General features: G+C 68.8%; 2 protein-coding genes. One reads left to right on the plus strand and one right to left on the minus strand.

The genetic code is table 11. The annotated features are described in order from the left end of the window. Positions 1–380: cupin domain-containing protein (locus IT40_RS26460; RefSeq protein WP_052096374.1), on the minus strand; the 380-nt coding region annotated here is incomplete at its 3' end. 122 nt (positions 381–502) lie between these two features. On the opposite strand from IT40_RS26460, the gene IT40_RS26465 reads away from it, so the two are divergent. Further along, positions 503–1,026 (plus strand): TetR/AcrR family transcriptional regulator (locus IT40_RS26465; RefSeq protein WP_166443859.1); only part of this gene is annotated, 524 nt, incomplete at its 3' end.

A 1,026-nucleotide genomic window follows, 5' to 3' on the forward strand; every position in this document is an offset into this window, starting at 1 on the left:
CGATCCTTGCGGCGCTGCGTGCCGCTGCGATGGGTGATCGCCAGCAGGACCGACGGTTCCCTGAGCCGCAGCCGATGCCAGCTGCCCGCCGGCACGACCTGGCCCGTCCTCGGCGTCAGTTCCACCGTGCGCATGCCGTCGGCATCCTCGATATCCAGCTCCAGCCTGCCGGAGCAGAGGATCAGCAACTCATCGCCGCCGGGATGCATCTCCCAGGAGTCCGGGTGAACGTCCTCGGGGCGTTCGGCAGGGAAGACGGCAAGCGTCCTGCCCTCCGCCGGCCGGTCGCCGAAGGCCAGCGACACCGGGCGGATCCGCGGCCCGTCCTCGAGATGCAGGTGAAAGCGGCTCAGGTCGAGCGCGGAATTCGTATCGGTCATGGCGTTTCTTCCTTTCCGGCCGCGATGTCCTGCGGCCTTGCTTGCATCGATGCCTGGAGTATGTGACGAATCCCTCGGCTTTTATATTCGCATTCCCCGTTCATGACCGGAGGATGGTGCAGATGGATGTGAATCCACGCAAAATCCCGCACCAGAGCCGGGCGCGCGCCACGGTTCGCGCCATCATCCAGGCGACCGCTCAGGTTCTGGCGCATGCCGGGTTCGAGCGGATGACCACCGCGATGGTGGCGGAACGGGCCGGCGCCAGCATCGGCTCGCTCTATCAGTATTACCCGAACAAGCAGGCGCTGGCGGCGGCGGTGATCGACCATTACGGCGAGGTCTTTGCCGCGCGCTTCGCCGAGGCGATTGCCGCGCCGGGCGAGACGCTGGCCCGGGCGGTCGATGCCCTGGTCGCGACCGCCTTCCAGGACCATCCGCATGATCCCCGGCTGCACCAGGCCCTGATCGAGATCGCGCCGCGCGTCGGCCGGGCCGAGCATCGCAAGGCGCTCAGCGCCCGCATCGCCGCGCTGATCGAGGCGCGGTTGCGGCGCCATGCGGACGAGTTGGCCGCCGATCTCGATCCGGCCGAGGCGGCGGCGATGCTGGAGGCCGTGCTGGAGACCGCCGCGCACCGGGCGCT

The sequence above is a fragment of the Paracoccus versutus genome (assembly GCF_000763885.1).
Classification (GTDB): Bacteria; Pseudomonadota; Alphaproteobacteria; order Rhodobacterales; family Rhodobacteraceae; genus Paracoccus; species Paracoccus versutus.